Source organism: Archangium sp., assembly GCF_036277355.1.
Lineage (GTDB): Bacteria > Myxococcota > Myxococcia > Myxococcales > Myxococcaceae > Archangium.
Genome location: NZ_DASUNC010000208.1, coordinates 1 through 26,463 on the forward strand (window position 1 = coordinate 1; position 26,463 = coordinate 26,463).

At 69.6% G+C, this 26,463-nt stretch carries 23 protein-coding genes; 13 read left to right on the top strand and 10 right to left on the bottom strand.

Annotation, left to right across the window (positions count from 1 at the left end; all coding sequences use genetic code 11):
• The 3 genes from VFZ09_RS50695 to VFZ09_RS50705 form a co-directional block, all read left to right on the top strand.
• Positions 1-753 (top strand): DUF2380 domain-containing protein (locus VFZ09_RS50695; protein WP_329735095.1); only part of this gene is annotated, 753 nt, incomplete at its 5' end.
• A complete protein-coding gene (locus VFZ09_RS50700) occupies positions 750-1,220 on the top strand; it encodes an NUDIX hydrolase (protein ID WP_329735096.1) in 471 nt (156 codons plus the stop codon). The genes VFZ09_RS50695 and VFZ09_RS50700, both read left to right, overlap by 4 nt.
• A 22-nt stretch (positions 1,221-1,242) precedes the next feature.
• Entirely contained in the window at positions 1,243-1,713 is a 471-nt protein-coding gene (locus VFZ09_RS50705; protein ID WP_329735097.1) for an NUDIX hydrolase, read from the top strand.
• A gap of 104 nt (positions 1,714-1,817) precedes the next feature.
• Here the strand turns inward: VFZ09_RS50705 and VFZ09_RS50710 are convergent, their stop codons facing one another.
• The 3 genes from VFZ09_RS50710 to VFZ09_RS50720 all read right to left on the bottom strand — a co-directional run bounded on the left by VFZ09_RS50710 (position 1,818) and on the right by VFZ09_RS50720 (position 5,414).
• On the bottom strand, positions 1,818-3,386 hold the full coding sequence (locus VFZ09_RS50710; RefSeq protein WP_329735098.1) for a S8 family peptidase: 1,569 nt from the start codon (positions 3,384-3,386) through the stop codon (positions 1,818-1,820).
• 427 nt (positions 3,387-3,813) lie between these two features.
• Positions 3,814-4,449 (bottom strand): hypothetical protein, encoded by a 636-nt coding sequence (locus tag VFZ09_RS50715; protein WP_329735099.1) that lies wholly within the window; start codon positions 4,447-4,449, stop codon positions 3,814-3,816.
• The gene (locus VFZ09_RS50720; protein ID WP_329735100.1) at positions 4,449-5,414 is read right to left on the bottom strand and encodes a fatty acid desaturase family protein; all 966 of its coding nucleotides are present in this window, start codon (positions 5,412-5,414) and stop codon (positions 4,449-4,451) included. Before VFZ09_RS50720 ends, VFZ09_RS50715 begins: the two co-directional genes overlap by 1 nt.
• A gap of 98 nt (positions 5,415-5,512) precedes the next feature.
• Here VFZ09_RS50720 and VFZ09_RS50725 point away from each other — a divergent pair, with 98 nt between their 5' ends.
• The 9 genes from VFZ09_RS50725 to VFZ09_RS50765 all read left to right on the top strand — a co-directional run bounded on the left by VFZ09_RS50725 (position 5,513) and on the right by VFZ09_RS50765 (position 18,387).
• A complete protein-coding gene (locus VFZ09_RS50725) occupies positions 5,513-8,365 on the top strand; it encodes an FG-GAP-like repeat-containing protein (protein WP_329735101.1) in 2,853 nt (950 codons plus the stop codon).
• An 8-nt stretch (positions 8,366-8,373) separates the two neighbouring features.
• Entirely contained in the window at positions 8,374-9,141 is a 768-nt protein-coding gene (locus VFZ09_RS50730) for a hypothetical protein (protein ID WP_329735102.1), read from the top strand.
• Positions 9,142-9,251: 110 nt separating this feature from the next.
• Complete coding sequence (locus tag VFZ09_RS50735) at positions 9,252-11,015, top strand: GH3 auxin-responsive promoter family protein (protein ID WP_329735103.1); 1,764 nt, start codon at positions 9,252-9,254, stop codon at positions 11,013-11,015.
• On the top strand, positions 11,012-12,199 hold the full coding sequence (locus VFZ09_RS50740) for an aromatic ring-hydroxylating dioxygenase subunit alpha (RefSeq protein ID WP_329735104.1): 1,188 nt from the start codon (positions 11,012-11,014) through the stop codon (positions 12,197-12,199). Before VFZ09_RS50735 ends, VFZ09_RS50740 begins: the two co-directional genes overlap by 4 nt.
• A 23-nt stretch (positions 12,200-12,222) precedes the next feature.
• A complete protein-coding gene (locus VFZ09_RS50745; RefSeq protein ID WP_329735105.1) occupies positions 12,223-12,600 on the top strand; it encodes a zf-TFIIB domain-containing protein in 378 nt (125 codons plus the stop codon).
• 8 nt (positions 12,601-12,608) lie between these two features.
• Positions 12,609-13,922, top strand: coding sequence for an MFS transporter (locus tag VFZ09_RS50750; RefSeq protein ID WP_329735106.1), 1,314 nt, complete (start codon positions 12,609-12,611; stop codon positions 13,920-13,922).
• Positions 13,923-14,005: 83 nt separating this feature from the next.
• Entirely contained in the window at positions 14,006-14,644 is a 639-nt protein-coding gene (locus tag VFZ09_RS50755) for a hypothetical protein (RefSeq protein ID WP_329735107.1), read from the top strand.
• Positions 14,645-14,748: 104 nt separating this feature from the next.
• Complete coding sequence (locus VFZ09_RS50760) at positions 14,749-16,383, top strand: ATP-binding protein (RefSeq protein ID WP_329735108.1); 1,635 nt, start codon at positions 14,749-14,751, stop codon at positions 16,381-16,383.
• Between the two features lie 66 nt (positions 16,384-16,449).
• Positions 16,450-18,387 carry an ATP-binding protein gene (locus VFZ09_RS50765; RefSeq protein ID WP_329735109.1) on the top strand — a complete coding sequence of 646 codons (1,938 nt, stop codon included), beginning with the start codon at positions 16,450-16,452 and terminating at the stop codon, positions 18,385-18,387.
• Between the two features lie 115 nt (positions 18,388-18,502).
• On the opposite strand, the gene VFZ09_RS50770 is transcribed toward VFZ09_RS50765, so the two are convergent.
• A complete protein-coding gene (locus VFZ09_RS50770) occupies positions 18,503-19,684 on the bottom strand; it encodes a tetratricopeptide repeat protein (protein WP_329735110.1) in 1,182 nt (393 codons plus the stop codon).
• Positions 19,685-19,799: 115 nt separating this feature from the next.
• Here VFZ09_RS50770 and VFZ09_RS50775 point away from each other — a divergent pair, with 115 nt between their 5' ends.
• A complete protein-coding gene (locus VFZ09_RS50775) occupies positions 19,800-20,609 on the top strand; it encodes a GNAT family N-acetyltransferase (protein ID WP_329735111.1) in 810 nt (269 codons plus the stop codon).
• Positions 20,610-20,621: 12 nt separating this feature from the next.
• Here the strand turns inward: VFZ09_RS50775 and VFZ09_RS50780 are convergent, their stop codons facing one another.
• From VFZ09_RS50780 to VFZ09_RS50805, 6 genes are all read right to left on the bottom strand, one after another.
• Positions 20,622-21,728 carry a hypothetical protein gene (locus VFZ09_RS50780; RefSeq protein WP_329735112.1) on the bottom strand — a complete coding sequence of 369 codons (1,107 nt, stop codon included), beginning with the start codon at positions 21,726-21,728 and terminating at the stop codon, positions 20,622-20,624.
• 151 nt (positions 21,729-21,879) lie between these two features.
• Positions 21,880-22,434 (bottom strand): hypothetical protein, encoded by a 555-nt coding sequence (locus VFZ09_RS50785; RefSeq protein ID WP_329735113.1) that lies wholly within the window; start codon positions 22,432-22,434, stop codon positions 21,880-21,882.
• Positions 22,431-22,943, bottom strand: coding sequence for a hypothetical protein (locus tag VFZ09_RS50790; RefSeq protein ID WP_329735114.1), 513 nt, complete (start codon positions 22,941-22,943; stop codon positions 22,431-22,433). Before VFZ09_RS50790 ends, VFZ09_RS50785 begins: the two co-directional genes overlap by 4 nt.
• A gap of 132 nt (positions 22,944-23,075) precedes the next feature.
• Positions 23,076-23,807 (bottom strand): hypothetical protein, encoded by a 732-nt coding sequence (locus VFZ09_RS50795; RefSeq protein ID WP_329735115.1) that lies wholly within the window; start codon positions 23,805-23,807, stop codon positions 23,076-23,078.
• A 217-nt stretch (positions 23,808-24,024) separates the two neighbouring features.
• Positions 24,025-25,143 (bottom strand): DUF429 domain-containing protein, encoded by a 1,119-nt coding sequence (locus VFZ09_RS50800; protein WP_329735116.1) that lies wholly within the window; start codon positions 25,141-25,143, stop codon positions 24,025-24,027.
• A gap of 49 nt (positions 25,144-25,192) precedes the next feature.
• Positions 25,193-26,463 (bottom strand): serine/threonine protein kinase (locus tag VFZ09_RS50805; RefSeq protein ID WP_329735117.1); only part of this gene is annotated, 1,271 nt, incomplete at its 5' end.

Sequence of the window (26,463 nt, forward strand, 5' to 3'; positions counted from 1 at the left end):
GTGGGCCACCTCACGCGCGAGCTCGCCGAGCTCCTCGAGACCATGAACAAGGGGGTGAAGGTCCTCGAGGCGGCGCTGCTGTTGAAGGAGTCCATGGAGGCGCTCACCCTCGTGTCGGCGCTGAAGTTCACCCTGCCCGCGTTGCGCGCGGCGGCGCCCGTCTCGCTCGGCGTGGGCCTCATGGTGGGCCCCAACGGCGTGATGATGGGCACGCGGATGGTGGTGTCCGCCGAGTGGGTGGAGATGATGCGCCAGTTGGTGCGCGCGGGCGTCCTCTCCCTGCCCGCCGTCAGCGCCGCCGTGCGGCTCCAGGCCGGCCACGTGATGATGGCGCAGGGGCACGGCGACCTCCCTCGGGGCGTGCGCGACGCGCTGGGCGACAGCCCCGAGGTGCGGGGCATGCGCGTGACGGGCAAGACAGGCGCCGGTATGGCCGAGTCCCCGCGTCACCACGTCATGCCCAAGGAGTTCCGCGAGTGGTTCGAGAAACGCGGCTTCACCGGCGAGATGGATATCAACAAGTTCTGCGTCAAGCTGGAGCAGGCACACCATCAGGCCATTCACGGCGGAGGAAACTGGAAGCTCGGTCGTACATGGCCGGGTGAATGGAATCGGATGATCATGGAGGCGCTGTACGAGGCGGAGGCCGAAGCTGGCCAGATGTTGACGCGGAATGAGGTCCTGAACGTCGTCGCGGGGTATATGAAGGAGTACAGCATCCCGATGAAGTTCATCCCGTGGAGAGGCCGATGAGCGACGGACGTGCCTGGCAGGGCAACGTGAAGGCGCGCCTGTATGAGCGGGTCCGCGAGCGTGGCTACGATTCGCTCACGGCCTTCGCCGAGGCGCGCCCCACCGCTTCGCTGGTAGCACTGGCGGATGAGCTGGGTCCTGATGACGTCGCGGCAGTGCAGGTGTTCAGCGGATTGGTCGCCGAGGCAGAGCGAAGCCGCAAAGTCACGCGCTTGGTGCGCGGGCAACTCGTGCGAGAACTGTCTCAGCACCTCCCGAATGGCTGGCCGGCCGTGCTCGACGACAAGACTCGCTTCGATGTCGCCCACGCACTTGCCCGTTGGACGACCTACACGCCAGAAACGCATAAGGAGCGTGTCAAGCAAGCCAGGGCAGCGCTCCGCGCATCACCACCACGGCCTGGCTGGCGCCCCCTTGGGCCCGACGACGAGCTACTGCGCACGCTCCTGCCTGACGAGGAAGTCTGAACTTCACTCTTTGAAGAAGGCAATGACCGACGGACGTTCCTGGGATGGCAACTGGAAGGCGCGCCTGTATGAGCGGGTCCGCGAGCGTGGCTACGATTCGCTCACTGCCTTCGCCGAGGCGCGCCCCACCGCCTCACTCTTGGAACTGGCGGATGAGCTGGGGCCTGATGATGTCGCGGCAGTGCAGGTGTTCAGCGGATTGGTCGCCGAAGCAGAGCGAAGCCGCAAACTCACGCGCCTGGTGCGCGGTCAGCTCGTGCGCGAGCTGGCCGAAGCACTCCCCAATGGCTGGCCGGACGTGCTGGACGATGCGACCCGCTTCAAGGTTGCCGTGGCACTCGCCCGTTGGGGGACCTTCACCCCAGAAACCCATGACCAGCACGTCGAGCGGGCCAAGGCAGCTCTTCGCGCATCACCACCACCACCCGGTTGGCGCCCGCGCGGGCCCGACGACGAGCTGCTCCTCACGCTCCTGCCCGACGAAGAAGCCTGAGCTTCACCGGGCTTGCCTCCGCCGCCCGCGCGCTCCACCCCGGAAACGACAACGGAGCCCCGGTGCTCCGGGACTCCGTTCTCACTTCACCGTCTGCCCGGTACCTACTTCGTGAGCAGCTGGGGAATGGCCTCGCGCAGGTTGGGCATGGTGCCGATCTGCTTCGCGTCCGTGGCCTGCGGCGTACCCGTGGCGCGCAGCAGCTCACGCAGCGCGCGCGGCTCCAGCGGACCCTTGCCGGCGGCGTTCGCGATGCCCTGCAGGTTGGCCACCGCGCCCACCACGATCGGCGCCGCGCTGGACGTCCCGCTGAAGGTGCCCGTGTACCACCGGTCCTCGCCCGCGCTCGACAGGTCGCCGTAACCCAGCGTCACGACCTTCTCGCCCCAGGCGTACACATCCACGCGGCTGCCATGGTTCGTCCAGCACATGGGCGCATGCGTGTCCGCCGTGCCCGCGGCCACGAAGATGGCTCCCGAGTCCCGCATCGAGCGATCGAACGCCCCCCGGTACACCGGCGAGTCCAGGTCCACGCTGCCGTTGCCCGCCGCCTCCACCACGTGCACGCCGCTGGCCGTGGCCTGGGCGATGGCGTCGAAGTTGGCCCGCCAGTACTCCAGCGGCACCTCGTCGCACTGACTCGTGTTGCACGTGCAGTCCCGCGTGCTGCGAGGCCCCCGCGCCTGCAGCTGCAGCAGCACCACGCCGCCCTTGCCCGCCACCAGCGCCGCGCGCGTGATGGCACTCGCGATGCTCTGGCCCGCCACGCCCTCGTGGCCCACCTGCGCCCCATACGAGACGCCCGTGACGCCGTAGCCGTTGGCCTGGCCCGCCATCACCCCCATCACCGCCGTGCCGTGGTTGCGCCACCCCAGGTCGTTGAACTGCACGCCTCCCGTGTAGAAGAAGCGCGGCAGGTCCTCGTGCGTCCCGTTCCACGCCCCCTCCACGTCGACGATCCGCACGCCCGTGCCCGTGCCCCCCGGCACCGCCCAGGCGTAACGCGCGTCGATTCCTCCCGGAGCCGCCTCCAGGTAGCCCTGCAACCCCTCGTAGCCCGCCGTGGGGGTGCTCGACTGGCCGGACACCTCCAGGCCGAACCACGCCGGCTCCGTCGCCGCCTCGGCGTAGGCGATCTCCACGCTGTCCAGCGCGTTGAGCCGCATCACCCACTCGTTCACGTCCGCCGCCAGCGTCCCCGGCTTCAGCGGCACCTCGAAGTACAGGTCCAGGTCCGCCTGCTCCTTGCCGCTGCGCTCCTCGGCCAGGCGCTTGCGCTCGGCCAGCGTGAGCTCGTCCTGGCGGAAGAGGCGTCCCGGCGGGCCCATGCGGGGCACGTCCGCGAACACCCGCAGCGCCGCCAGCAGATCCTGCCGCAGCTTCTGCTCGGACAGGCCGCGGCGCGCCATGCGCCCACGCTCGGCCGGGTTGCGCTCGGTGGAGAGCACCTGCAGCCCACCACCACGCACACGCACCCGGGTGCCCTCGTGGAACTTCACCACCAGCCGCTGCACCGGCGTCTCCGGCTCCAACTCGGGACTGGTGGGCTTCACGGTGGGCAACCGCGGATCCAACACCCGGATGCTGGTGGCCTGCGCGGCCGGCGCCGCCATCAGGCACAAGCCCATCATCCACGTGCGGGTGACGCGATTCTTGAGAAACGAGACCTTCATCGTCCGTCCTTCCAGGGGGGTGAACGGGGAGTTACGGCCATGACGGTGCGCTACGGGTGGGGATGCCCGCAGCCTCCCCATACCGTCACGTGGGTAGCCTGCCATGCCCGTTTGGCGCACATCTGCGGGCTACCGGGTTCCTAGAATTTTGCGTTGAGTGCAGTATTAGCAGATATTTTCTGGAACGGGAACAGGGCGGTGAAGTCGCGGTTTTCTTTTTTGGTGAGAAAGGCCGTTCTTCACTCCCCCAGAAGGAGGGCTTCCAGGTCCGGCTCCGCGGGAGCGTCCGTCACGCCGGGTTGGGAGTCGTCCGGATCAAACCCGTAGATGGAGGAGCCGGGGGGGACGGGGCCGTCGTCGAGGCACAGCGGTCTCGAAGAGGAAGACGCTCCCGGTGGAGGACCGCGCCGGGGCGATGGAGAGCTGCCTATGCCGCGAATCCGAGCGCCACGGCGAGCAGTCCACCGAGTCCCGCGTACAGCGGAATGTTGCAGGCCAGGGTGATGCGGTTGATGCGGCGGAAGCGGGCCTGCTCCTCGTCGGCGAACCAGATGCCGTCTTCACCCGTGGTGTGTCCCCCGACGGCCTGGAAGAAGAGCGTGGCGTACATGACCTCGACGATGAGGCTCATCAGCACGAGGGCGATCAACGACAGGGCCCACACGTCCAGGGGCGAGGGCGGGCCGTCGCGGCGCAGCTGGTACCAGGAGAGGCCGCCGAGCAGCAGGGCGATGCACAGCACGTCATGGCCGATGCCGTACGGTGGCTTCCAGTTGTGGGAGACGTAGAGCATGTAGAGCTCTGCCACGCCGCGCAGCCACATGCAGGCGCCGAAGCTGCCGAGCACCAGGCGCAGGTCCGGGTGCACGGAGGAGTCGAGCGCCACGAGGGGGCACAGGAGGAACCAGAGGAAGATGGCGTAGAAGAGCCAGGCGAGCTTGGGCGGGGAGATGCGGCCGCCGCGAGCCGCCTGGACGTTCTGCCTGCGCCAGAACAGGAAGCCGAGCGCGGCGGACAGGCCCAGCAGGGCGAGGATGAGGACGCGGGTGAGGGGGGCGAGCATCAGGGACGGCGCGGGCGGGGGTAGAGGTCAGGGTAGCGCAGGAGGTACCAGTCGCGAAGCCGGGGCAGGTGGTGCAGGGACACCTGGGGATGCAGGTGGTGCACCACGTGGCAGCCCACGTGGAGGGGCGCGGTGAGCAGCCGGCCCATCCAGCCGAGCCCATGATCCGAAGTGCAGGCGAGCACGTCACGCAGGGTGCGTCCGTGGACCGTGCTGGGAGTGTGCTCGGCGAGCAGCCGCCACGCGCACAGGGCCGAGGTCAGCAGGAAGGGCAGCCCGTAGCCGAGCCCCACCGCCGAGGGCCAGCGCGGGGCGGCGGCGAGCACCGCGAGGTGGAAGAGGACCTGGGCGGACTCGGCGCGGGCGCAGGCGAGCACCTCGGCGTCGTGGGTGAGCGGCTCGCCGGAACGGTCCTGGAGGAAGAGCCGCGCGTACGGGGAGCGCAGCGGAGGGAGGAGCCAGGCGAGCAGCCCGAAGGGACCGCGCAGCACCCAGAAGGGGAGGATGGGGCAGACGCGCAGCCACACGGCGAACTGGCGCCAGGGGCTCGAGGGCGGGCGCCGGTAGGGGTCCGAGGGCAGGCCCGCGTCGCGGTGGTGGCGCAGGTGGTGGTAGCGCATGGCCTCCATCGTGGTGGCGACGGGGAGGCCGGCGAGCAGCTCCAGCAGCCGGAGCGCGAGGCCCTTGTGGCGCCAGGGCAGGTGGATGGCGTCATGCAGGACGACGCCGAGCGCATGCAGCCGGCCGGCGATGAGCAGCGCGAACAGGGGCGACAGGGCGGGCACCCACGCCATGGCCAGCCAGCACAGGGAGATCCACGCCCACTGGGTGGCGGCGAGCCGCAGGAGAGCGGGGACGGTGGCGCGGCCGAGCAACCCGGGGGGGACGGGAGCGCGAAGTGGGAGGAGCCCGGAGTTTGCAGGAAGGGGCGCGCACGAGGAGGGATGCATGGGAATCGACATCATGGTGGGCAGGCTCCAGGGGGGACATGCAAGCCCCCCGCCCGTCCTGGACAGAGGGACGGGGGCGGGGCACGCTCGGTGCGCGCTCGGAGGCGCGTCCCATGAGAGCTGAGCAGGCAGTGGCACATCCGGCGCCGGTGGGTACCGGCGTGCACACGGCCCCGCGCGTCGAGCGCTGGGGCTGGGTGTGGCCCCGGTGGAACGACCCGCGCATCCCCTTCGCGGCCATCCTCACGTTGTACGGCGTGCTGGGCTTCTCCTTCTTCGGCTTCAACCGCAACCCGTGGCAGATGCTGGCCATCGTCGCCACCGGCAGCGCGCTGGACGCGGGCCTGGGCTGGCTGCTGCGCCGCGAGAAGGTGGTGCCGCTGAGTGGCTACATCTCATGCTGCTCGCTGGCGCTGCTGCTCAACTACTCGCACTCGAGCTGGCTGCTGCTGCTGCCGGTGTGGCTGACCATCGGCTCCAAGTACGTGCTCACGTACGAGGGCCGCCACGTCTTCAACCCGTCCATGTTCGGCGTGGCCACCTCGCTGCTCTTCACCCGCGAGCTCATCACCGCGGCGCCGGCCTACCAGTGGGCCAATGGCGAGGTGGCGCTCTCGGCCTTCATCCTCATGGCCGCGCTGGTGCTCTTCTTCTTCCGCGTGGGCCGCACGTGGCTGGTGCTCAGCTTCCTCTTCTTCTACGCGCTGCAGACGGCCCTGCGCGCGTACATCCTGCGCCACCACCTGCCGCCCGAGGTGCTCTTCCTCGGCACGCTGGGCGCGCCGGCCTTCTTCATCTTCACCTTCTACATGATCACCGACCCGGGCACGTCGCCGAAGACGCCCCGGGCCCAGGTGCTCCTGGCGCTCGCCCTCACGCTGGTGGACCTGGTGCTCCACCTCAAGGAGAGCGTCTTCACCTTCTTCTACGCGGCCCTCACGTGTGCCACGGCGCGCTTCCTCTTCCTGCACGGGCGTGCCCTGTGGCAGCGCGGGCCTCGCACGTACTTCGCGGGGGTGTTCTCTCCGGGGCCGATGAAGCGCCTGGCGGCGGTGGGGGGACTCGGCGCGGCGATGGCCGCGGGCTACTTCCTCGTGGTGGCGCCCTCGGTGAAGTCGCGACCACTGCCCTTCCACATGGAGCGGCTGGAGGCCTCGCATACGGGGCTCGGCTCGACGATGGGGGACGTGCTGTTGAAGGTGGACCCGCGCGTGCTGCACGTGGCCAAGTGGGTGCTGAGCGTGGGCGACGCCGTGGCCACCGGGGACTTCGACGGTGATGGGAAGCTGGATCTCTTCCTCACGAATCCGCTCAAGTCGGACGGGGACCGCGCCGCGCTGTACCGCAACCTGGGGGAGATGCGCTTCGAGCGCGTGAAGGTGCCGGCGCTGGAGCACATCGCCGCGAGCTACACCACCGAGGGCGCGGCCGCCGGTGGCACCTTCGTGGACTACGACGGGGATGGGGACCAGGACCTGGCGGTGGCGGTGGCCTTCGGGCCCTCGAAGCTGCTGCGCAACCTGCTGCGCGAGACGGGCACCGCGGCTTTCGAGGACGTCACGACGCGCGCCGGAGTGGGGGACCACTCGGTGAGCATGGCCGTCACGCTGCTCGACTTCGACCGGGACGGGCACCTGGACCTCTTCGTGGCCAACGCGCTCACCACGCACCTGCCGGACTACGCCACGCCCACCCCGTTCAACTTCTTCAAGCTGCCCCCGCCCGAGTACCCCGGGGACCGGCGCATGCTGCGCTTCTTCCACAACGGCTGGCACAACGCCGACAACGGCGGCCTCAACGTGCTCTACCGCGCCCGGGGCGATGGCACCTTCGAGAAGCTCGACTCCGTGGCGCTGGGGCTGAAGGAGACGCGCTGGTCGCTCGCCGTGAGCACGGTGGACCTGAACCAGGACGGCTGGACGGACCTGTACATCGCCAACGACTTCGGCCCGGATGAGCTCTACCTCAACGAGCAGGGCAAACACTTCCGCCGGGTGGTGGGGAAGCTGTTCGGGGAGATCGGCAAGGACACGTACAAGGGGATGAACTCGACCGTGGCGGACTTCGACCGCAACGGGTGGCTGGATGTGTACGTGTCCAACGTGCACCACTCGCTCCAGGCCGAGGGCAGCCTGCTGTGGATGCTGTCTCCGGGGAAGGACCCGTTCGTCCCCGAGTTCAAGGACGAGGCGACGTTCCGCGGTGCGCTCAACGAGCGGCGCTTCGGCTGGGGCGCGGCGGCGGGGGACCTCGACAACGACGGGTGGCCCGACATCGTGCAGGCCAACGGGCACCTCGATGACCGGTTGGATCACCTCTACGACTCGGGGCGCAAGGACTACTGGTACGTCAATCACAAGCTGATGCAGTCCGGCCCCGAGGTGCACACGTACGCGGACAAGTGGGGCGACATCCGCGGGCGCACCATCTACCCGAACGAGCCGCGCCGCGCGTACATGAACCTCGGCGACGAGCAGCCTGGCCACTTCGTGGACGTGGCGAAGGAGCTGGGCCTGGATGACCCGGACAACTCGCGTGGCGTGCTGCTCGCGGACCTGGATGATGACGGAGACCTGGATGCCGTCATCACGAACCAGCACGGGCCCGCGTCCGTCTACCGCAACACCCTGCGCGAGGGCGCGGGCAAGGACGCGGCGCACTTCGTGGGCGTGTCGCTCGTGGGGGATGGGCGGCGCACGGCCCGGAGCGCGGTGGGGTCGCGCGTCGTCGTGTCCTACGAGGAGGGCGGAAAGCGCGTGGAGCAGGTGCAGGAGGTGGGGCTGATGGGAGGCCTGAGTGCCTCGGCGGATCCGCGCCTGCACTTCGGACTGGGGCGGCATGCGGGCCCCGTGACGGCCTCGATTCACTGGTACGGCGGCGAGGTGCAGACCGTGCAGCTCGAGGCCGACCGCTACCACGTCCTCTCGCAGCCCGCCGTGACCGCGGGCCTGCGCGGCAGCCGATAGGGAGTCCGATGTTCTCCGCCTTGAAGGGTGCCACCGTTTCGCGCGAGTCGCTCACCGAGCACCAGCGCGCGCAGATGCTCGCGTTGATGCAGGTGTGCTACGCGGGCGTCAGCGCCGAGCGCTTCCTACGGGACCTGGCCGACAAGCAGTATGTGATCCTCCTGTCCGCGAGACGCTCGGGCGAGCTGGTGGGCTTCAGCACGCTGCGGGTTTCGGAGGAGCAGGTGGGGGGACAGGCGGTGGAGGTCGTCTTCTCGGGCGACACCGTCATCCACCCGGACTATTGGGGACAGAAGGAGCTGCAGGTGCGCTTCGGGCGCTTCATGCTCGCGCGCAAGCTGCGCCGCCCGCTGCGGCCGTTGCTGTGGCTGCTGTTGAGCGCGGGCTACAAGACGTACCTGCTGGCGGTGAATCACTTCCCGCGCACGGTGCCACGGCACGACTGGGAATCGCCGCCGGAGCGGGTGTCATTCCTGCGCGCGCTGTCCATGCGCTGGTTCGGCGAGCAGTACGACGGGAAGAAGGGGACGGTGCGCTTCGCGGGCGCGCACTACCGGGTGAGGGATGGGGTGTCGCCGATCGACCGGGAGGCCGCGGCGCATCCGCACATCGCCTTCTTCGCGAAGAACAACCCGGCGCACGTGGAGGGAGAGGAGCTGGTGTGCCTGGCGGAGATCCGGGCGAGGGATCTGCTGTGGGCGCTGACGGAGCTGACGATGAAGCAACTGCGGCTGTGGACGCGCCGGGGCCTGAAGCTGATCGGAGTGAGAGCATGAGCACCACCGCGAGCACCCTCACCGTGAGCACGAATCCCCACTGTCGCAATATCCCCTCGCCCTCCGGGAGAGGGACGGGGTGAGGGTATCGAGGGCCCCAGGTTGAACCCATGCTGACATCACGCCGTCTACTGTCGGGGCTCATGGCGGCCCAGGCACCAGCCGCGTTCCTGTTCCACCGAGCGCTCGAGAGTCCGGAGCAGGCGCAGTCCGAGAACCTCGAGCGGATCCTCCGGGCCACGAGGGACACCGTTCAATCTACGCGCCTCCCCGGTTTCTCCAACATCCGCACGGCACGCGAGTTCCAGGATGCGGTGCCCATCTCCACGCCTGACTCGGTGCTCCCGGACATCGAGGCGCTCAAGGCAGGTTCACCGCGCGTCCTCACCCGGGAGCCCGTGATTCGCTTCGAGCCCTCGGGAGGCTCCTCGGGAGCGTCCAAGTACGTGCCCATGACGCGAGGGCTGCTCGACGAGTTCCACCGGGCGCTCGCGCCAATGCTGTTCGACCTGCTGCACTCGCGCCCCGCGGTCCGCGAGGGCCCGAGCTATTGGTCCATCTCGCCCATCGGGCGCAAGCAGGGGAGGACCGCCGGAGGGATTCCGGTGGGGAGCGTGGAGGACTCGGCGTACTTCCCGCGCTTCCTGCAACCGGTGCTCTCGCGCGTGTTCGCCGTGCCCGGCGCGGTGGCCCGGCTGCCGGATGTCGAGTCGTGCCGGTATGTGACGCTGTGGTTCCTCGTGGCGTGTGAGGAGCTGGCGCTCCTGAGCGTGTGGAATCCGAGCTTCCTCACGCTGCTCATGGATGCACTGGAGCGGCACGGGGAGCGGCTGGCGGAGGACTTGGAGCGCGGGGTGTGCAGGCCTCCTCGGGGACTCGGTGGGGGGCACGGTGGGGAGGACGGGGGCGGATACCCTCACCCCGACCCTCTCCCGGAGGGCGAGGGAGGAGTGGGCAGGGTGAGGGGAGGGGGCGCGGAGGAGGTGGATGGGGTGCTGGCTGGGATGCGGTTCTCTCCCCGTCCCGAGCGTGCCCGCTTGCTTCGCGAGGCCCTCCGCTCCGGGCTCCAGGGACGCATGCTCTGGCCCCGGCTCGCGCTGCTCAGCATGTGGACCGATGCCCAGGCCGCGCACTCCGTCGCTCCCGCGCGCCGCCGCTTCCACGGTGTCGAAATCCAGGGCAAGGGCCTGCTCGCCACCGAGGGCGTCGTCACGCTGCCCCTCTTCGATGCGCCCGCCCCCGTGCTCGCCGTCCGCAGCCACTTCTTCGAGTTCCTCGACCCCGAGCACCCCGAGGCCCGCCCCCGGCTCGCGCACGAGCTCGAAGCCGGCCGCACCTACTCCGTCCTCCTCTCCACCTCCGGCGGCCTGCTGCGCTACCGCATCGGAGACCTCGTCCGCGTCGAGGGCTTCCACCACGCCACGCCCTGTCTGCGCTTCCTGGGCCGCGCCGATGCCGTGAGTGACCTCGTCGGAGAGAAGCTCGCCGCCACGCGCGTCTCCACCGTGCTCGAGGCCCTGCTCCCCGCGGTGCTCGGCGGTCCGCGGCCCCCGTTCGCCATGGTGGCCCCCGAGTGGGAGCCCCACGCGCCACCGGCCTACCGGCTCTTCCTCGAGACCGACGTGCCCGACGCGCGCCTGCACGAGGCCGCCCAGGCGCTCGAGCGCGCCCTGTGCGAGGGCTACCACTACCGCTATGCCCGCGAGCTCGGCCAGCTCGGCCCCGTGAGCGCCCTGCGCGTCACCGAGGGTACCCGCCGCTACGAGGCCCGCTGCATCGCGCTCGGCCAGCGCGCCGGTGACATCAAACCCACGGATCTCCATCGCCAGGCCGGCTGGACCGCCTGGTTCTCCCAGCAAGGAAAGCAGTCATGAGGAATCCACTCGAAGCCCCGAACCTCGCGCTCGTCACGACGCCCGCCGTGGACCTCGAGGCCGAGGCCGACCTCACCCGCTGCGGCGCCCTCAAGGACTTCTGGTACGTCGCCTGTCTCTCCACCGAGCTGCCCCAGGGCAAGCCGCTGGCGCGCACCGTCCTCGGGACGAACCTCGTGCTCTTCCGCGACGAGCACGGCCGGCCCGCGGCCCTGCGCGACCGCTGCCTGCACCGCAACGCGCGCCTGTCCGCGGGAGACGTCTTCCACGGCCGCATCGGCTGCCCGTACCACGGGTGGACCTATGACGCCTCGGGCGCGGTGGTGGAGGTGCCCTCGCTCGGCCCGAGTCAGTGTGGCGAGGCGCTCGATGCCCAGGGCCACGCGCGCGCGGGCCTCCAGGTGCGCCCGTGCGACCTCGGCAGGCTGCAGCGCTTCGACACGCTGGAGCAGGACGGGCTCGTCTACGTCTTCATGGGCGGAGACGCGAAGCGCGCCCGCCGCCCGGCCTTCCGCGTGCCGTATTGGGGCCGGCCCGAGTGGACCGTGTACTTCATGGTCACGCGCTTCCCCAACGGGGTGACGAACCTGGTGGAGAACTTCATGGACGTGCCGCACACCGTCTTCGTGCACCGGGGGTGGTTCCGCGACCCGGCGCGCAAGCGGGTGCCGGCCCGGGTGAAGCGCTCGGAGGGCAGCGTGCTCGTCACCTACCAGCAGGAGCAGGACACGGTGACGGGGCTGGGCCGCATCTTCAACCCGAGTGGCCTGCCCATGGTCCACACGGACCATTACTTCATCCCCAACATCACCCGCGTGGATTACATGTGGGGCGAGCGCAGCGGCTTCGCCATCAACTCGCAGGTGACGCCGATTGGCCCCACGGACAGCCTCGTCTACACGGCCATCAGCTACCGGCTGCCGTATGACCTGCCGCGCGCGCTGGTGGCGCGGGCCCTCATGCCGCTGGTGCGCTGGTACACCACGCAAGTCATCCGCCAGGACGTGGACATCATGAAGGTGCAGCGCGAGGGCCTGACGAACGGTCCCGGAGGCGGCGTCTTCGCCGGCACCGAGGCGGACCTGCTCCACGCGGACATCGAGGCCTATCGCCGCTGGCTGCTCGAGGGCGGACACGGCGAGGGCCCCGCGGACGAGGAGCGCGGCATCGTCTTCTGGATCTGAGACTTGATACCGTAGGTGGGACCATGAACTGCCCACGTTGTGACAAGGTGATGACCCCGGTGCAGCCCGAGGGGGTCGAGGCGCAGCAGTGCCCCCAGTGCGAAGGGCACTGGCTCGAGGGCGAGGACCTGCGGCGGTTGGAGTCCACCGTGAACGTGCGGTTCCTCGAGTGGCGCCAGCTGCCGGCCGACGAGGTCCAGACGCGCGAGGTGGCCTGTCCCCGGTGCCGTCCCCGGGGAATCATGAAGAAGGTGCGCAGCGAGCGCGACCGTCACGTGCTGCTCGACGTGTGCGAGCGGTGCCACGGTGTGTGGCTCGACGGCGGGGAGCTGCGGGCCATCCAGGAGATGGGCTTCGTGACCGCGCTCGCCGACGTGTTCCGCTTCGTCACGCGGGAGTGAGGGCCGCGGTGTCCGAGACCTCCTCCATCCTCACGTCCGCGTCCGCCGCGGATCCGAGCGTGCGCCAGCGCCTCCTCTCCATCTTCGGCGGCTCGGTGGGCAACCTCATCGAGTGGTACGACTTCTACATCTACTCGGCGTTCTCGCTGTACTTCGCCCGCTCGTTCTTCCCCCACGACAACCCCGTGGTGGAGCAGCTCAACACCGCGGGAGTCTTCGCGCTCGGCTTCCTCATCCGTCCCGTGGGCGGCTGGCTCATGGGCCTCTACGCGGACCTGCGCGGGCGCCGCGCCGCCCTGTCGCTCTCCGTCACGCTCATGTGCCTGGGCTCCTTCATCATCGCCCTGTGCCCCACCTATGAGCGCATCGGCGTCCTCGCCCCCGTCATCCTCATCCTCGCCCGCCTGCTCCAGGGGCTCTCGCTCGGCGGCGAGTACGGCACCAGCGCCACCTACCTCAGCGAGGTCGCCACCTCCCGCCACCGCGGCTTCTACAGCTCCTTCCAGTACGTCACCCTCATCATGGGCCAGCTGCTCGCCACCGTGACGCTGCTGGTGCTGCAGCGGCTGGTGCTCACCGGTCCTCAACTCGAGGCCTGGGGCTGGCGCATTCCGTTCCTCTGTGGCGCCGCGCTCGCCGTCTTCGGCTTCTTCATGCGCCGCAACATGGTGGAGACGGAGGCCTTCCAGGCCGAGGCCGCCAGGAAGACGGAGCACCACCCCATGCGCGAGCTGCTGCGCCACCCCCGGGAGATCGCCCTCGTCGTCGGGCTCACCCTGGGCGGCACGCTCGCCTTCTACACGTACACCGTCTACATGCAGAAGTTCCTGGTCAACTCGGTGGGCCTCACCCGAGACCAGTCCACGCTCATCTCCGTCTCCTCCCTCTTCCTCTACATGCTGGTGCAGCCGGTGTTCGGCCTCCTCTCCGACAAGATCGGCCGCAGGCCCGTGCTCATGTGGTTCGGCGTCATGGGGACGTTGTGCACCGTGCCCCTGCTGACGGCCCTCACGCGCACGCGCGATGCCTTCACCGCCTTCCTGCTGGTGCTGGCCGCGCTCCTCATCGTCTCCGGCTACACCTCCATCAACGCCGTGGTGAAGGCCGAGCTCTTCCCCGCTCGCGTCCGCGCCCTGGGCGTGGGGCTCCCCTACGCGCTCACCGTCTCCATCTTCGGCGGTACCGCCGAGTACGTGGGCACCTGGCTCAAGCTGGCCGGCCATGAGACGTGGTTCTTCTGGTACGTGTCGGGCTGCATCTTCTGCTCGCTGCTCGTGTACGCCTTCATGCGCGACACCCGGCGGCACCACCGCTTCGACTGACGCCGCTCCGGAAAAAAAGGGGGCGGTTCCCAGAAAAAATCCCCTGCCCGGTCTCCTCTTCAAACACCGAGGGGATGGGCACCATGAAGCGCGCGATGCTGAGCTGGGGAGTGTTGTTGCTGTGTCTGTCGGCCTGTGACCTGGGCTCGGTCCAGGGGGCCACCGGTCCTCAGGGGCCAGCGGGAGAGCGCGGGCCCATGGGGCCGCGGGGCGCCCAGGGCGAGCAGGGGCCCATGGGTCCTCGGGGGGAGCCCGGTGCTCCGGGAGCAGAGGGACCCCGGGGCGAGCAGGGCCCGGCGGGTCCGGCGGGTCCCGCGGGCCCGGGGTTCCGCATGTACTACGCCGAGCAGAGCGCGGTGGCCGCGAAGGCCGACTCCATCATGTTCGTCGACGTGCCGGAGGTGGTGACGTCGTTCGACACGACGGTGCCCTCGCGCGTGCGAATGCTCCTCACCGCGCGGGTCTCCGCGTCGCGTCCCGGTGGCGGCGTCGTCCTCTGTTACCTCTTCACGGGCTACGACGGGCCCGTCCTCCTCGAGGGCGTCCAGGTGATGGCGCCCGCGGATGGCTCGGAGTCCCTGCCCACCTACGTGTCGGTGATGCGCCGCTCCGACTTCGTCACCGGCCGCCAGGAGCTGCGGCTGCAGGTGGCCGTGGATGGGGACTTCCCGGATGCCACCTGCCGGGTCGAGGCCGCCAATCTCGAGGCCGTCGTCCGCTGAGACCCTCCACTGTGTTGAAGGACACACTCGCCAGGTGTCCTGCTGTTCACAGTTTGGATTCGGACCACTGCCGCACCCCGGGAGGTGATGCAGATCAAGACCGCATGCTTCCTCCCGGTCTCTTGTACGAAGAGAAGCGCCTTCAGGCTCTTCGTCGGTACGACATCCTCGATACGCTCCCCGAGTCCGAATACGACGACATCGTCCAGCTGGCGGCCCAGCTGTGCGGTGTGCCCATCGCGCTCATCAGCCTGGTGGACCGGGACCGGCAGTGGTTCAAGGCCAACGTGGGCCTGCCGGGCGTGCGCGAGACGGAGCGCTGCGTGTCCTTCTGCACCTTCGCCATCGAGCGCGAGCACGTGTTCGTCGTCGAGGACGCCTCGAAGGATCCGCGCTTCGCCGCCAATCCGCTGGTGACCCATGCCCCCTCCATCCGCTTCTACGCGGGTGCCCCCATCCTGTCCGAGGATGGTTTCACCCTGGGCACCCTGTGCGTCATCGATCGCCAGTCCCGCGTGCTCGACGAGCAGCAGCGCCGCAACCTGCTCGCGCTCAAGCGGCAGGTGGAGCTGCTGCTGAAGCTGCGCCTCCAGGTGAAGCAGACCGAGGCGCGCAACCGCCAGCTGCTCGAGTCCTCCGGGGATGCCGTCTTCCTGCTCGACGAGGCGGGGCGGGTCATCGAGCTCAACCCGGTGGCCGAGCGGCTGCTGGGGCGCTCGGCTCCCCAGTTGTTCAACACCCCCTTCGAGTCGCTCGTGCCGGAGAGCGAGCGCGACGTGCTGCGCCAGTCGCTCCACGCCCTGCTCTCGCGCGGCACCCTGCGCCTGGAGAACCAGGGGCTGTGCGCTCCGCGCGGTGAGCGCTTCGCGCTGGACGTCGTGGCCTCGCTCCAGGAGGTCGGCTCCGCGCGGCGCCTGCTGCTCGTGGGGCATGATCTCACCGAGAAGCGGCGGCTGGAGCAGCAGAGCATCCAGAACGAGCGGCTCGCCTCGGTGGGGGCGCTGGCGGCGGGCCTCGCCCATGAAATCAACAACCCCATGGCCTACGTGCTCTCCAACCTCGGCTATCTGCAGGGCTGGCGCGAGGACCTGGAGCGGCAGCTGCCGGGCATGCCCGGCGTCCCGGCCCCGCTGGCGGAGCTCTTCGCCGAGGCGAAGGAGGTCATCGCCGAGTCGCTCGATGGCTGCAAGCGCATCCGGGACATCGTGCGCGACATGAGCTTCTTCTCGCACGCGCCGGACAACGCGCTGGCGCCGGTGAACGTGAATGGGAGCCTGGACTTCGTGCTGCGCATGGCCCACACCGAGCTCAAGCGCACGGCGGCGCTGGTGAAGGACTACGACGGCGAGCTGCCGCCCGTGTTCGCCTGCGAGAGCCGGCTCAGCCAGGTGTTCCTCAACCTGGTCATCAATGCCATCCAGGCCATGCAGCCCGGCTCGCCGCAGCGCCACACCCTGCGCATCCGCACCGCGCGTGAAGGGAGCTTCGTGCGCGTGGACGTGTCGGACTCCGGCCACGGGATTCCTCCCGAGGTGCTGCCGCGCATCTTCGATCCGTTCTTCACCACCAAGCCGGCGGGTTTGGGCACCGGGCTGGGGCTGTCCATCAGCCACTCGCTCGTGCAGAAGATGGGCGGGGAGCTGCGGGTGCGCAGCGAGCAGGGGGCCGGTACGACCTTCACCCTCTTGCTGCCCCTGGGCGAGCCCGCCGCCGAGCGCCGGGCCGTGCTCGCCTCCTGAGCGGGGGGGGAGGCTTCTTCTTCCGGAGCGGGTTGCGGCATAGTCGCGGCCATCGACCCGGAGAGGATGATGTCGAGCGAGGACACCCGGGGGGACGGAGACAGCGTGGGTCTGGCGCGGCGCGGGTGGGCGGCTCGGTTCACCGTGCTCTGGACGCGGCTGGTGAATCGGCTGGATGTGTTCATCCCGGCGCCCCTCCGCCACGGTTCTCCCCTGGAGCTGAGCCGGGCCCGGATGGTGGTCGCGCTCTGCCTGAGCCAGTTCGGGGGCGCCGTGGTGTTCACCGGGCTGTTGCAGTTCACCCCGTCCGCGTGGAGCCTGGGCGTGCCGAGCGCGCTGTCCGGTGGCTTCTTCCTGGGGTTGCTGGCGCTGCTGCGGTGGCGCGCCTCGCCCCACCTGCCGGCGCTGTTGCTGTGCGTCTTCCTGTGGGCCGCCATCCTCTTCAACTCGCTCGCCCTGGAGCTGCCGGCCATGACCACGCATGCCGCGAGCGTGCTGGTCCCGGTGATGGCGGCCTACCTGCTGGGGTGGAAGCTCGGGCTGGCCGTGTCCGTGCTCTGCGCCCTGACGCCGCTCGTCTTCTATCCGCTGGGCATGTCGCGGCCGGGCTTGAGTGCCATGGAGTGGTCCATGGGCATCTTCACGGCCCTCTTCATCGCGTTCGGCTGGGCGGTGACGTCCCTGTTCCTCACCTTCCGGACGGAGGCGCACGAGACGCTCGAGCAGGCCCGCAGGACGCTGCACGAGAACGAGGGCGAGCTGTCCAGCCTCATCGAGAGCACCGATGACGTCGTGTGCTCCCTGGACGTGGAGGGGCGGCTGCTCACCGCCAACCACTCCGCCAGGCAGTACTTCCAGCGCATCTTCGGCCGGGACATTCCCCCCGGCACGTTCGTCTTCCGCGAGCTGCCCCCCGAGCGGCAGGTGCGCTGGAGGGGGCGGCTGGAGCGCGCCCGGGAAGGCCATCGGCTGAAGGAGGAGGTGCGCCTGCCGGCGCTGGGGGAGACGGGTCGGATGATCGACCTGGAGCTGACCGTCAGCCCCGTGTGGGGCGAGCACGGCGAGGTGCTGAAGCTCACCGTCTTCGGGCGGGACGTGACGGAGCGCAAGGCGGCCGAGGCGCGGCTGAGCGAGCTGCACCGGGGGCTGGTGGATGCCTCGCGCCAGGCGGGCATGGCCGAGGTGGCCACGGGCGTGCTGCACAACGTGGGCAACACGCTCAACAGCGTGAATGTGTCGGCCGGCATCGTGTCCGAGCGGATCCGGAGCCTGCGCGTGTCCAGCCTGGAGAAGGCCGTGCAGCTGCTGCGCGAGAACGAGGCGCGGTTGAGCGCGTTCCTCACCGAGGATCCGCGGGGCAAGCAGCTGCCGGGCTACCTCGAGGCGCTCACCACCCAGCTCACCCAGGACAAGGAGGCCGTGCTCGCGGAGTTGCAGGCGCTGTGTGACGGGGTGGAGCACATCCGGGTGGTGGTGGGCATGCAGCAGCAGTACGCGCGCTTCTCCGGCTTGGTGGAGGAGGTGTCCCTGCCCGAGCTCATCGACGGCGCGGTGCGCCTGCAGGCGGCCTCCTTCGGGAAGGCGGGCATCGAGGTGCGGCGCGAGTACGCCGCCGTGCCGCCCGTCTGGGTGGATCGGCACAAGCTGCTGCAAATCCTGCTCAACCTGCTGAGCAACGCGCGCCACGCGGTGAAGGAGGGTGGCCGCCCGGATGGTTGTCTCACCCTCCGCGTGGTGCCGGCCGAGGCCGGGCGGCTGAGCATCATCGTCTCCGACAACGGGGCGGGCATTGCCCCGGAGCACGTCCCGCTCCTCTTCACCCACGGCTTCACCACGAAGAAGGACGGGCACGGGTTTGGCCTGCACACCAGCGCGCTGGCCGCCGAGGAGCTGGGTGGCTCGCTCTCCTGTGAGAGTGCCGGCCGCGGCCAGGGGGCCACGTTCACCCTCGAGCTGCCCGTGCGCAAGCAAGAGGCCCGCGAGGAGAGCACGGCCGCGCGGTGAGGTCCGCCCGGGGGGAACCCGGGGCGCGTGGCACCCTCACCCCGTCCCTCTCCCGGAGGGCGAGGGGAGTGGGGCTCGGTGGGACTCGTTCCTCCGGGGGATTCTGCTTCTGGGGTTATTGCTGGCTCGGCTTCGTCGAGGACATGGGCTTGAGCTCGCCCTTCAGGATGGAGACGACCATCTTCCGCGTGTCGTCGTAGGACGGCTCGCCGTTGAAGAAGCCATAGGTGTCGTGCGCGCCGTCCGGGGTGTAGCCATCCAGGTGGAAGAGGCGCGGGCCCGTCGGGTCCTTCTCGCGCGCGAAGACGTTGGTGTACGCGTACGAGCCCAGCGAGAGGACGAACGTGGGCCGCTCCTGGTCCGGCGCGAACACCTGGAACTCGTAGCGCTTGGCCCAGTCGCCCTCCAGCTCGAAGTTCTCCACCGCCATCACCGTGCGGCCCGCTTCCTGGAACTGCTCGCGGACGTAGTACTCCTTGTCCACCTTGCCCGCCTGCCGCAGCAGCAGCAGCTCCTCGCGCTCCGCCTCCCGCTTCTCCGTGTTGCCCAGTGCCTGGTGCAGCTGCACCAGCTTGGCCCGCGTCCGCCAGTCCCCCGGCTCCAGCTCCGCCGCCTTCTGGAAGCGCTCCAGCGCCGCGGCCGATTCACCCCGCAGATGCCGCAGCTGCCCGGCGTTGTAGTGCGCCATGGCGAACTCCGGCTCGTACTCGCGCGCCTTCTCGTAGGCCTCCAGCGCCTCGTCCGCCTTGCCCTCGTCCATGGCCAGCAGCCCCAGGACGAAGAGCGCCTGCGCGTTCCTCGGCTCCAGCGACAGCGTCTTCTCGAGCGCCCCGCGCGCCTCCACCGGCTGGTCGAGCTGCAGGTGGAGCGTGCCCAACAGCTGCCAGTAGCTGCCCTGCTTCGGCTCCAGCTCCGCGGCCCGCGTGGCGTGGACGAGCGCCTCTCCGGCCTTGTCCTGGCCGCCGAGCAGGAAGGCCTGGATGTAGTGGGACTCGGCCTGGTCCGGCTCGAGCGCCAGCGCCCGCTCGGCCTCCGCGTACGCCTTCTCCTCCCACTGCAGATAGAAGGCCGTGCGCGCCAGCAGCCCGTGGAGCCGCGCATCCTCGGGCCGCTCCTTCAGCCGCGCTTCCAGCTCGCGTGAGAGCTCCTCCAGGTCCGTGAGCGCGGCCTCGCGGTCCGGTCCTCGCAGGAGGGCCTGGGCCCGCTCCAGACGCGCCTCGGTGCCGTCGCTCCCGGCGGGTGTGGAATGGACCCGGCCCGCCGTACACCCGGCACCCGCGAGGAGCAGGGCGAGCACGCATCCCAGGAGTTGATGTCTTGGCATCCCCGAAGCATGAGATGGCGGACGCATGTCTCGCAAGCGTGCTCGACCCTCCCGGGGGCTTGCGAGCAGACTCGCGGCCGGAGACTCCATGCCAGCTCATCCAGTGCAGGACCCTCGCGTGCTCGCACGGCGCATCGAGAACGCCCAGGCGGAGCAGATCGACCGGACGCCCATCACCTCGCGGCAGGGAGCCCCCGCGCTGCGCGTCGCCGGTGGGCGCGCCCTGTTCCTCGGGCCGCGCTCGTCCTTCTCCGCCGCCATCGGCGTGGGGCTGGAGGGCATGGTGAGTCTGGCGGACCTGGATCGCATCGAGGACCTGCTGGGGCAGGGCGGGGGCGCCGTCCGCATCGAGCTGAATCCCTTCTCCGAGCCCTCGCTGTCCGGGAAGCTGGGCGCGCGGGGCTACCGCGTGGAGCGCTTCCTCCAGGTCTGGTACCGGCAGCCCACGCCCGTGCCGCCGCCCGTGCCGGGGGTCGAGGTGCGGCCCGTGCGTCCGGGCGAGGAGCGGCACTGGGCCGAGCTCTTCTTCCTCGCCTACCTGGGGCGGCCCGCCGCGTCCGAGCTGGAGCTGTCCGGTGGGTTGGGCATCGTCCACACGCAGGGCAACACCTGCTTCCTGGCGCTCCAGAATGGCGAGCCCCGGGGCGTGGGCGTGGTGTCCGTGACGGACGGCGTGGCGCTGCTGTCCGCCGATGGGGTGGTGCCGCTGTCCCGGGGGAAGGGGTTGCAGCTCGCGCTCATCCAGGCGCGCATGGCCTGGGCCGCCGAGCACGGCGCCGATGTGGTGACCGCCTCCACCGAGCCGGCCACCGCCTCGCAGCGCAACTACGAGAAGTCGGGCTTCCGCTGCGCCTACCCGAAGCTCGTCATGGTGCGGCCGCCCTTCTCGTCGTACTGAGCGCGCCGTGCTTCAGGCCAGCGCCATCTCGAAGCCGGTGCGTCCCGATGGGAAGTGCTCGCGCGCCATGCTGGCCGGCGTCACCGCGTACAGGTGGAAGTCCAGCTTGCGCTGGAAGAAGCCCGCCAGCGCCGGAGCGAGCGGATCCTCCTCGCCCAGGTAGAGCGAGAAGAAGTGGTAGCCCCGGCCGTGGTGATCCGCGTACACCCGCTCCACCAGCGCGCGCAGGATGGCCGGGTCCTCTCCCACCACGCTCGTGTTGCACAGGTAGAAGTAGCGGAAGTCGTTGCCCGGCGCGGGCAGCCTCGGCGCGCGCAGCACCGTGGCCATCGCGTCGTAGCCCCACTTCACCCACCGCATCGAGCCCCGGTACGCCATGACGCGGTAGCGCTTCACCGCCTCCGGGTCCCACGCCGATGTGCACCCCACCAGCTTCCCGCTCCCGTCGAAGGCCACGTAGCTGCCCTCCACGCTCATCCCCGGCCAGCGCTCCAGCCGGTGCCTCAGCTCCCCCAGGTCGTACCGGTAGCCGAAGGGACGCGTGCGGTGGTCCGCGTCCAGCAGTGCCTCCATCGCCGGCACGTCCTCGGCCGTGGCGCGGCGTACCTGGTAGCGGCCCGGTGTGGGTTCCCGGCGGCGGGTGAAGTGCACCGAGACCGCCGAGAAGCGCCGCAGGAGCGAGTAGTGCGGTTGGGCCTCGCGGTGCCTCTTGCGCTTCACGAGGGCTTGCAGCGCCGCCGCGTTGCTCGCCATCACCGCCGTGAGGAATGCCTCCACGCCCAGCCGCTTCGCCGTCTCCTCCAGCACCGGACCGTAGAAGCGCGCCAGGCCCCGGCTCCGCCTCGCCGAGAAGCGCGTGCGCAGGTCTCCCAGGTAGCCCACCCGGCACGGTCTGCCTTCCAGCCAGCCGTCCCTCACGAGGATGGCCCCCATTCCGTCCAGGCCGTCCTCGACTTCGTTCACCCAGAGCTCCGCGTCTCCCCGCTGCATGTCGTAGAGACGGAAGAAGTCCGGCGCACGCTGCGTGGCCAGCACCAGCTCGCCCTGCATCGGCACCGCGCCGAACAGCTCCAACAGTTGGGGATTGTCTTCTCGCTTCGCTCGGCGCAGGAGGCTCATGCGGGCTCCGAGCCTATTCGAGCAGTGGCCCGCGTGGGGACACGGGGTCACCGTGGGCCTCGGTCGTCCGGGGAGCGGCCAGGGGCGCCTCACCGGGGCAACTCGGGAACCGGATACCCTCACCCCCGCCCTCTCCCGGAGGGAGAGGGAGTCAGGGCTTCAGCAGACCATCCCGGATGGCCGTGTTGCGTGCGTCGTGCACGACTCCCTGGATGCGGCCCGAGTCCGGGAAGAGTTTCTCCGCCAGCTCGCTCAGCTCCAGCGCCTTCTTCAAAGACTCCGTCGTCCGCTCGTGGACCCAGGCTCGCATCAGTCCCGCCCACGCGTCCTCCAGCGTCTCCAGCGCCTTCGCCGCGCCTTCCTCGTACAGCGGCGTGGCCTTCTCGGATGCGTTCCGCAGGGTGTCCAGGAAGTAGCCCAGCTCCACCACGGCGGCTGCCTCCCGCCCCGAGACCTCGACGGCCTGCTCCAGCAACCGCTGGACCTCCACGAACGCTTCCTCCGGCTCCACTCCGGGCTCGTCCGTCAGCTGCAGCAGCCGGCCCAGCTCCAGCAGCGCCGGAGTGAAGGTGGGGTTGTGTGCCACGAGCTCGCGGTAACGCCTCACCTGCTCCAGCCGGAGCGACTCCGTCCCCCGGCCCTTCCGGGCCTCGCGCAGCTTCTCGAGCAGTTCCCCGACCGTGGGATGCAAGGGCGTCTTCGTCATTGCACCTTCTCCATCAACCGCTCCTGCTGCTCGATGAGCTTCTCGGCCAGCTTCAACTGCGCCTGCGTCGCCAGGCTGAAGTCCTTGTTCTCCAGCATCTGCTTGATCTGGAAGAGCGAGTGCTCCCGCAGCTGCGAGGGGAAGTCCTTCACCCGCTGCAGCGTCGCGGGCACCTGCCCCAGCCGCGTGGTGAGCAGCGTGATGCGCTCCGCCATCCGCGTCGCCGTCTGCTGCGTGATGAGGCCCGCCGCCGTCGACTCGGCGATCAGCGCCTGCGCCTCCGCGAACTGCCCCTGCGCGATGAGCGCCCAGATGCGCGCCGAGACCGTCCCTCCCTTGCTCCGCGTCTCCTCCCCGGACGTCTCCGCCCCGCACGCTCCCTCGTCGCCCCGGGCACACTCCACCCGCAGCCCGCTCCCGGGCTCCTCCCTCCGCACGGCCTCCCCATGCCCACACCCGGCGGTGCTCAGCATCGCCCACAGGGCGAGCAGGGCCTTCCGTGTACGCACAGACCACCCCCATTGAGGTCAAATACGATTATTCATGATTTGACCACAAACGGATGTCGGGTGTCAAGTTGTAACCCGACACGTCGGCTGACGTCACGGGTGATTCCGTCTCACCCGCCCTCCGCCGTCACCTCAGAAGGCGTAGCCGATGGAGAAGGAGAGCACCGGCAGGTGCACGTACTTCTCGAAGGTCCTGTCCAGCTCGCCCTCCGCCAGACGCGAGAAGATGCTGACCAGCAGCGGCTGGCTCGGCTGGAACTGGGGCTCCACCCGGCTGTTGGAGTCCAGCGTGAAGGCCGCTCCCAGCGCCGTGCGCGCCGTCCACCCCGCGCCCAGCCCCCAGCGCCAGCCCACCTCCACGTCCAGCATGTGCAACACCGAGCGCACCCGGTACTCGCGGTTCAGCGCCTCCTCGCCCTCGGGCGGTTCGATGCCGATGAGCGATGCCAGCACGTCCTCGGCATTCACCTCGCCGCCGAGCGCCACCAGCCCGTAGCCGCCCTCCACGTACAGGCCCGCTCCCGCGAAGGGTCTCCAGCCCACGTGCGTCCTCCACACCAGCGAGTTCTTCAGCGCGTTCTCGATGAGGTCCGCCTCGTTGCGGCTGTAGGCGTCCAGTCCCACCGCCACGTCGTTCACCCGCCCCACGTATCCCGCTGGCAGGTAGCCCAGTGAGGTCGACAGCCGCAGACGCCACGGTGACTCCACTCCCAGCCTCCCGCCCACCGACAGCGGGAAGTCCGTGTTCGCCTCCACCGTGAGGTCCCAGCCATGCCGGCCTGGCGCATCCTCGGCCCGCGCCTGGGCTCCGGTGAGCAGCCCCGTTGACAGCAGCAGTGTGCTGATGGTGTTTCGTGCCTTCATGGCTCCCCCCTCGCTCCGCTCGGGGGACGGTGGGCATGTGGCCCGGGCTTCGCCATGCGACCGGAGGACACGCTGGCTGGTCTGGTGGCACAGCGGACGGGCGGGCTCACGGGTGGGGCAGGGGTTCAACCCGGGGCGCGTTCGACCTTACCCGTTTTTTGATTCGGCCTTCGAGGTCTCTCCGACACCACCAGGCGAGGCAGCGGAGCATGACGGGTCAAAAGCCAGGGTCTTGCCCGATGATGGTTGCGTCCGCACGGTCGTCAGGCTGGTCCGAGAGGAACGCGAATAACTCCTCGAAGGAGGCGGCCGTGCTCGGGTCCTGGTGGCTCCGCCAGATTGCCGACGTGTCTCCAATGAGCACGCAATAACTCGACCCCTCGACATCGAGGGACACACGTCTCCTCGCGTGCTTCCCTCCTTCCGGGAGTCTCGTGAATGCAATCTGGGCCTGTGTGGGGCCGGCACGTGCCACTTGATCGAGCACAGGCTGTGTGACTCGAACAGTGGGTCCGGTCGCGGCTCGGAGCGTCTCGCCGGTGGGCGGGGTCCGCCGGGGTCCGCTGTCATCACGAGTCAAGAGGAAGCCGGCCGGCTGAACATTCCAGATGAACCCTTCAAGACGTCGAGGCTTCCCGCCCCAGGCCTGTTCCGTCCTCGCGGGTACGCCCCGCGGAAGCGCCGTTGCGGGCCCGCCTGCGACGGGGACGGCGGTCAACGCCGCCACGAGCGCTTGGAGGTCGTCGTGCGTCCGCGGCGGAATGCTATCCGGGAGCATGAATCGGTCGCGCAGTCCGTCGAAGAATGGCTGGAGCCGCGGCTTTCTGGCCTTGCCGGGGAGCGGAGTCAGCCCACTGGAGCGCCACGCCGAGGTCGGATAGCACTCGAGAACCCAGTATCCCCCGGCAGGCGGAGGTTGGAGCTTTCCAGGTTCGGCGAGCGCGACGCCCGGGAACGCCAGGAGCTCATCGAACAGCTCGATGCAGAACTCGATCCAGGGGCGCTGGTTCGCCGGGAACGTCTGGGGATGGACGCCTGTCTTGCCCTGCGTGCGGCAGAGGTATTCGCACCGGCGGCCTACGCCGGGGGTACCCGGCGGTGTAGCAGGATCCCTCCACCCCTGCGGTCCGTCGATGGCGACTGCCGCGATGTGCTCCGCGCGCGCGAACCGATCAATCTCCACGGCGAGGGCACGAGCGCTCAACGGCTGGCGTGGCCACGGGATCGCGGGAGCGCGCACTCGAGTGAACGAGGAAGCGTCGAACTCGATGATCGCGCTTCCGACCGCTTCCCAGCCAACGAGGGCTGTATCGATTCCGAGAACCCTGGTGGTCATCGCCGGGCAATCACATCGAGTTCAAGGCGGCTCCGAGGAGCCATGTCTTTCACGGCCAGCGCCAGACGGCGGTCAATGGCAACTCCCGCGCCAGCACTAAGGCACCAGGTTTGGAGCCTTCCTCTAAGGGGACACGCCCGTCCTCTCCGCCCAGTACGATGCACACAGGGTGTTTCTGCCCGTCGGGCAGCACGGCCAGTGTGTAGCGGCCCAGGACGGCCGGGACTTTCTTCTTCTCCCTGAACTCGTAGATGCCGGGTCCCGTCCACAGGTGGCCATGGAGAATCGTCCCCGCGGGCAGGCCTCCAGCGCCCTCCACGAGGCGTCCGATGACGGGCCCCTCCTGGTAGGTGCCCACCTCGCTTTGGTCGCCGGGCTGGTTGATGTCCACGATGGCCCGAAGACCGTAGCCCGTTTGAACCATCCACTCCCGGAACATCTTCTTCGTCACTTCGTCGGGGCAGTCCTCGGGCTCCGGGGGTTTCACCTGGGCGGCCGGACAGCCCAGGCCAGCGACGGCACACAGCCAGGCGGCGAGGAGACTCGAGGGGATGGAGCGGGTGGACACGGCGGGGCTTCCTTTCTCAGGGCCAACCCCAGGCGGCAGCGCCTCGGGTGGTGGCGTGAGTGTGGAGTGCACCAGCCACAAGGCAAGGCCGAGCACGGTCAGGCCCGCGAGTACGACCAGGGGCCACTTCGCACGCCGCGGGCCGGCAGGTGCCGGAGGGGTCACCTGCTCCGGCTCCTCCTGGCTCTCTTCCTCGGATGGCGATGCCTCCTTTGGAGCCTCGCGCACCGACTCCGGAGGGGGGGCCGGCTGTACCGCCACCTCTTGGGGGAGAGATTTTTGCGGACTGTCCTCAACGGCGAAGAGGGGCACCTTCCAGGCGGGGGACTTCCTCACCTTCTCCACGGCCGCCTCCAGCGCCTGGAGCACTGCCTCGGTATCCGGGTACCGGTCCTCGGGCCTCTTCTCCAGCAGCTTCAGGGAGATGTCGCCGAGAGCGCGCGGTGCCAGGGGGTTGAGGAGGTGGGGGGCGGTGGGAGGGACGCTGGCGATGGCGGCCAACAACTCCTTGTCTGGCAGCTCGGGGTTGAAGGGGTGGAGGTCCGTCAGGCCCTGGTAGAGCAGCACCCCCAGTGCGTACAAGTCCGCGGGCACGCCCCCCTGGAAGGGCACGCCCCGCTTCCACGCCTCGGTGCGCGTGTAGGCCAGGAGCTCGGGCGGCACCAGGTGCAGGACGCCCTCGGGCAGGCCCAGCGTCTGGGTGAGGGCTCCCGGCAGGCGCGCGGTGCCGAAGTCGATGAGGAAGGGCCTGC

What these genes read in the sequence shown, in the direction of transcription:
- VFZ09_RS50700 (WP_329735096.1), top strand. Translation starts at nt 750, where the DNA reads ATGAGCGACGGACGTGCCTGGCAGGGCAACGTGAAGGCGCGCCTGTAT.
- VFZ09_RS50705 (WP_329735097.1), top strand. Translation starts at nt 1,243, where the DNA reads ATGACCGACGGACGTTCCTGGGATGGCAACTGGAAGGCGCGCCTGTAT.
- VFZ09_RS50710 (WP_329735098.1), bottom strand. Translation starts at nt 3,386, where the DNA reads ATGAAGGTCTCGTTTCTCAAGAATCGCGTCACCCGCACGTGGATGATG.
- VFZ09_RS50715 (WP_329735099.1), bottom strand. Translation starts at nt 4,449, where the DNA reads ATGCTCGCCCCCCTCACCCGCGTCCTCATCCTCGCCCTGCTGGGCCTG.
- VFZ09_RS50720 (WP_329735100.1), bottom strand. Translation starts at nt 5,414, where the DNA reads ATGATGTCGATTCCCATGCATCCCTCCTCGTGCGCGCCCCTTCCTGCA.
- VFZ09_RS50725 (WP_329735101.1), top strand. Translation starts at nt 5,513, where the DNA reads ATGAGAGCTGAGCAGGCAGTGGCACATCCGGCGCCGGTGGGTACCGGC.
- VFZ09_RS50730 (WP_329735102.1), top strand. Translation starts at nt 8,374, where the DNA reads ATGTTCTCCGCCTTGAAGGGTGCCACCGTTTCGCGCGAGTCGCTCACC.
- VFZ09_RS50735 (WP_329735103.1), top strand. Translation starts at nt 9,252, where the DNA reads ATGCTGACATCACGCCGTCTACTGTCGGGGCTCATGGCGGCCCAGGCA.
- VFZ09_RS50740 (WP_329735104.1), top strand. Translation starts at nt 11,012, where the DNA reads ATGAGGAATCCACTCGAAGCCCCGAACCTCGCGCTCGTCACGACGCCC.
- VFZ09_RS50745 (WP_329735105.1), top strand. Translation starts at nt 12,223, where the DNA reads ATGAACTGCCCACGTTGTGACAAGGTGATGACCCCGGTGCAGCCCGAG.
- VFZ09_RS50755 (WP_329735107.1), top strand. Translation starts at nt 14,006, where the DNA reads ATGAAGCGCGCGATGCTGAGCTGGGGAGTGTTGTTGCTGTGTCTGTCG.
- VFZ09_RS50760 (WP_329735108.1), top strand. Translation starts at nt 14,749, where the DNA reads ATGCTTCCTCCCGGTCTCTTGTACGAAGAGAAGCGCCTTCAGGCTCTT.
- VFZ09_RS50765 (WP_329735109.1), top strand. Translation starts at nt 16,450, where the DNA reads ATGATGTCGAGCGAGGACACCCGGGGGGACGGAGACAGCGTGGGTCTG.
- VFZ09_RS50775 (WP_329735111.1), top strand. Translation starts at nt 19,800, where the DNA reads ATGCCAGCTCATCCAGTGCAGGACCCTCGCGTGCTCGCACGGCGCATC.
- VFZ09_RS50780 (WP_329735112.1), bottom strand. Translation starts at nt 21,728, where the DNA reads ATGAGCCTCCTGCGCCGAGCGAAGCGAGAAGACAATCCCCAACTGTTG.
- VFZ09_RS50785 (WP_329735113.1), bottom strand. Translation starts at nt 22,434, where the DNA reads ATGACGAAGACGCCCTTGCATCCCACGGTCGGGGAACTGCTCGAGAAG.
- VFZ09_RS50795 (WP_329735115.1), bottom strand. Translation starts at nt 23,807, where the DNA reads ATGAAGGCACGAAACACCATCAGCACACTGCTGCTGTCAACGGGGCTG.
- VFZ09_RS50800 (WP_329735116.1), bottom strand. Translation starts at nt 25,143, where the DNA reads ATGACCACCAGGGTTCTCGGAATCGATACAGCCCTCGTTGGCTGGGAA.